The organism is Mesorhizobium sp. M7A.F.Ca.US.006.04.2.1, assembly GCF_004022915.1.
In the GTDB taxonomy this organism is placed as follows: domain Bacteria; phylum Pseudomonadota; class Alphaproteobacteria; order Rhizobiales; family Rhizobiaceae; genus Mesorhizobium; species Mesorhizobium ciceri.
The window spans coordinates 1-4,078 of record NZ_RZQA01000592.1 but is presented as its reverse complement, the minus strand read 5'-3'; the positions used below and the strand labels follow the sequence as shown (position 1 = coordinate 4,078).

Genomic DNA, 4,078 nt, shown 5'->3' with positions numbered 1-4,078 from the left:
CTTCTGCAGCGATGCGAAGGCGGCGGCCGAGAACCAGTAATTGTCCATCTCAACGCCGACTGTCAGCTTGCCCCAGCCGCGATCCGCAAGCACGCTGGCCAAAAAATCCATCGGGTGGCGCTCGGTCGACTGCACATAGTGATCGGCATAGCCGACGATGTTATCATGCGCGAGATAGGCAGTGCGCTTGGCACCGTTGGCGTCCTGGCCACGGCCGTACCAGACCGGCTCGCCCGATGGCGGCACGATAACCGCCTGATGCACGTAGAACGACCAGCCGTCATAGCCGGTCAGCCAGGCCATATTGGACGGGTCGCTGATAACAAGAAGATCGACGCCCTTCACCTCCATGGCTTTGCGTGTCTTGGCGAGGCGATCCGCATATTCGCCGCGCGAGAATCTCAGGTTCGGTTGCATTGTTCTTGGTCCTCGTTTGTTGGGCCTTGAGCCTGTTTCAACTTCGTTGAAACCGGCCCGTCGTTCTTGTTTGGGCGTGATCTTTCGGAAAACCGGTTCCCACTTTTCCGGATCACGCCTTGGCCAGCATCAGCTTTCGAAAATGGCCCCGGAACCGGCCACCCGCGCCCGATCGCGGGCGAACGTAGCTATCGCCGTATCCTGAACGCCGGTGCCGGTCAGATCGGCGATGGTGATGTCGCTGGCCGAGCGCCGACCGTGCCGTTTACCGGCGATAATCTGGCCAAGTTCGGTCACCTCTTCCTCAGCGGCCATCACGCCCGCCGCGATGGCGTGATGCAGCTCACCCAGCCGCCGCGTCTGACGGGCGCTGTCCGCGACATAGAGATCGGCCATGCGCAGGATTGCCGGCGCGATCTCGTTCTTGTGCTCGGCGTCGGAGCCCATCGCCGTGATGTGCTGGCCGGCGGAAACGAAACCCGCCTTGATCAGCGGCTCGGTCGAAGGCGTGGTGGTGACGATGATGTCGGCGCCGACAACTGCGTTTGCCGCGTCGGGCTCGGCATGCACGAGAATGCCGAGCTTTTCGCGCAGGGCTCCGGCGGTTGCCTCGGCCTTTGCCGCATCGCGCGCCCAGATGCGCGCCTCGGTAATCGGCCGCACCAGCATCAGGGCTTCCAATTGCAACCCGGCCTGGACGCCGGCGCCGAAGATCGCGGCAACTGACGAGTCCTGCCGCGACAGATGTTTGGCGGCGACGGCGCCGGCAGCAGCGGTTCGGATATCCGTGAGATAGCCGTTGTCGAGCAGCAGTGCTTCGACCAGCCCGGTTTTGGACGACAGCAGCACCATCATGCCGTTGACGCTGGGCAGGCCGAGCTTCGGATTGTCGAAAAAGCCGGGGCTGATCTTGATGGCGAAACCGTCGATATCAGGCACGTAAGCGGTCTTCACGTCGACCTCGCCGCGATGCTCGGGAATATCGAGCCGCAGGATCGGCGGCATCGCCACCGGCAGGGTGGCAAGCGCACGGAAGGCGTTTTCGACGCAGGCGACTGCATCGAGATCGAGTGTCACGATCGCGCGCAATTCTTGCTCGGTGAGGATCGTCATCCGGCTCATGCGGCGTGCTCCTTGAGCGATGGCGCCTCGCCGCAGACGATCCTGCGGTGCGCGTCCATATCGATGTTGCGGCCGGAGAGAAGCACGACCACCGGCCCGTCCGACCTGACCTTGCCGGCGAGTAGCGCGGCGATGCCGACCGCGCCGGCGCCCTCGACGATTTCGCGTTCGCGCGCATAGGCGTGACGGATGCCGGCGGCGATCTCGTCCTCGCTAAGCAGGATGATACCATCGAGCAGGTCGCGGCACATGGCGAAGGTCAGCCGGTTGTCGAGGCCGATGCCGCCGCCGAGCGAATCCGCCAGCGTCGGCAATTCTTCCACCAGCACCGGGCGGCCGGCATCGAGGCTGGCCTTCATCGCCGCGCCACGAGCCATCGAGACACCGATGATCTTTGTGCCGGGGCTGACGCCTTTGATGGCCGCGGCAACGCCTGAGGCGAGCCCGCCACCCGACAACTGCACCAGGACGAGGGCAGCATCCGGGACCTGTTCGATCATCTCAAGCCCGAGCGTGCCTTGCCCGGCGACAATGTCGGGATGGTCGAAGGGCGGCAGCATAACCAGCCCCTCTTGCGCCACCAGCCGATCGACCTCCTGCTGGGCATCGTCCTGACTGTTGCCGATAATGCGAACCTCCGCGCCCAGCCGGCGGATCTCGTCGAGCTTGTTTTCAGGCACCAGCCGCGACATGCAGATCACCGCGCGCATGCCCTCAAGCTTCGCCGCATGCGCCAGCGCGCGGCCGTGGTTGCCGGTCGAGGCCGCGACCACGCCACGCGTCTTCTCCGCGGTGCTGAGCGAAGCGACGGCATTCGAGGCGCCGCGCAGCTTGAAGCTGCCGGTGGTCTGCCGGTGTTCGAGCTTGAGGTGGACGGGGACGCCCAGCCCTTCGGAAAGACTTTGGGACAGCACTGTCGGCGTGCGCTCGACCTTGCCGGCAATGCGCTCACGCGCGGCGCGAATGTGCTCAAGAGTGACCTGTGTCATGATCATCAATCAGGCGGCAAATGGCTGCGTCATCAGACGGCCGAATTCGGGACGCGGCGTGTCATCTCCGCACAGCCGCAGACAATTCCAGGCGGTCGCCTGGTTGCTGGTCACCACGGGACGTCCAATAGTTTTTTCCATTCCGGTGACCGCGAGGGCGCTACGCAGCGCCGTGCAGGAGACGAACAGCGCATCGGCGCTGGCGTCGATCGCCTCACGCGCCAGTTCGACGAGGGCCGCCGGTGCGATGCGCGCCATCTCGCGGTCGTCCTCGAAACCGAGGCAGGTGAAGCTGGCGATCTCGAAGCCGTGCGCCGCGAAATAGGCGGCCATCGGCCTGGATGTCTCGACCGTGTAGGGAGTGAGGATGCTGATCTTGCTTGCGCCCAGCGCACGCAGCCCGCGCACGCCCGCCATCGGCGGGGTGATTACCGGCACGGCGGGCTTTGCGACCTGGATCGCCGCCTCGATCTCGGCATCGCCGATCACCACCGAGGCCGAAGTGCAGGAATAGCAGACGGCATCGAGTGGCTCATCCGGCAGGATCAGGGCCGCGCCCGCCGTCAGCGCCGGCTGCATCTTGCGCAGGTTTTCGGGCGTCGTCGGGTTGGCATAGGGAATGCGCGCGACATAGACGCCGACGCGTTCGCTCGCCACCATGCGGCGGAAATCCGGTTCGCTGGTGTGGTCGGTGGCCAGGATGATCAGGCCGATGCGCCGCTCCAGCGGACGCGCATCCAGTGCCGGCCGTTTTGGATATACCTTGATCTCGGGCAAGGGTTTCATCGGTTACCTCTCGATCTTGCCGTAGCGGCGTTCCAGCCAGCGCAGCAACACGACCGAAAACAGACTGATGACCAGGAAGAAAGCACCGACCAGGGTGATCGGCTCGATATAGCGATAGTAGGTGTTGGCGACGCTTTTGGCCTGGTTCATCAGTTCCAGCACGGTGATCGCCGACAGCAGCGGCGTTTCCTTGAACATGGCGATAAAGTAATTGGCGAGCGCCGGAATCATCGGTGGGATAGCCTGCGGAACGATGATGTGGGTCCAGGTCTGACTGGCGCTCAAATTGCACGCCTTGGCGGCCTCCCATTGGCCGCGCGGCACATTGTCGATGCCGGCACGATACACCTCGGCCGTATAGGTGCCGTAATGCAGCCCGAGCCCGATGACACCGGCGACCAGCGGCGGCAGCAGGATGCCGATGTCGGGCAGCACGTAGAAGATGAAATAGAGCTGCACCAGCAGCGGCGTGCCGCGGATGAATTCAGCCGCCCAGCCGACCGTGCGCGACAACGCCTTGTTGGGCGAGCGGCGCGCCAGCGCAATGCCAAGCCCGACGATCGCCGCCAGCACCGAGCCGAGCAGCGTCGCCAGGATGGTGATCTTCACGCCCTGGATCAGCGTTGGCATGATTTCCCAGACGAAATTCCAATCCCATTCCATCAGTAGGCCCAATTTATCAGAAGGGAGTTGGCCATCAGGCACGCACCCCGTCGAGGCCGCGCGCCATGCGTCGTTCCAGCGAGCGCACGCCCCACGAGATG

Annotated in this window: 5 protein-coding genes; all 5 read right to left on the bottom strand. The window is 64.3% G+C overall.

Annotation, left to right across the window (positions count from 1 at the left end; all coding sequences use genetic code 11):
* Positions 1–417 (bottom strand): aminopeptidase P family N-terminal domain-containing protein (locus EN925_RS25985; RefSeq protein ID WP_206632932.1); only part of this gene is annotated, 417 nt, incomplete at its 3' end.
* 129 nt (positions 418–546) lie between these two features.
* Positions 547–1,539, bottom strand: coding sequence for an ectoine utilization protein EutC (eutC, locus tag EN925_RS25980; protein WP_127369274.1), 993 nt, complete (start codon positions 1,537–1,539; stop codon positions 547–549).
* Complete coding sequence (gene eutB, locus EN925_RS25975) at positions 1,536–2,534, bottom strand: hydroxyectoine utilization dehydratase EutB (protein ID WP_127367171.1); 999 nt, start codon at positions 2,532–2,534, stop codon at positions 1,536–1,538. Before eutB ends, eutC begins: the two co-directional genes overlap by 4 nt.
* Before the next feature lie 3 nt (positions 2,535–2,537).
* A complete protein-coding gene (eutA, locus tag EN925_RS25970) occupies positions 2,538–3,314 on the bottom strand; it encodes an ectoine utilization protein EutA (RefSeq protein ID WP_127367172.1) in 777 nt (258 codons plus the stop codon).
* A 3-nt stretch (positions 3,315–3,317) separates the two neighbouring features.
* Positions 3,318–3,977: an ectoine/hydroxyectoine ABC transporter permease subunit EhuD gene (gene ehuD / locus EN925_RS25965; RefSeq protein WP_024502312.1), complete on the bottom strand. Its 660-nt coding sequence runs from the start codon at positions 3,975–3,977 to the stop codon at positions 3,318–3,320.
* Positions 3,978–4,078: the final 101 nt, after the last annotated feature.

Coding starts and splice junctions, on each gene's coding strand:
- eutC (WP_127369274.1), bottom strand. CDS start 1,539: ATGAGCCGGATGACGATCCTCACCGAGCAAGAATTGCGCGCGATCGTG.
- eutB (WP_127367171.1), bottom strand. CDS start 2,534: ATGATCATGACACAGGTCACTCTTGAGCACATTCGCGCCGCGCGTGAG.
- eutA (WP_127367172.1), bottom strand. CDS start 3,314: ATGAAACCCTTGCCCGAGATCAAGGTATATCCAAAACGGCCGGCACTG.
- ehuD (WP_024502312.1), bottom strand. CDS start 3,977: ATGGAATGGGATTGGAATTTCGTCTGGGAAATCATGCCAACGCTGATC.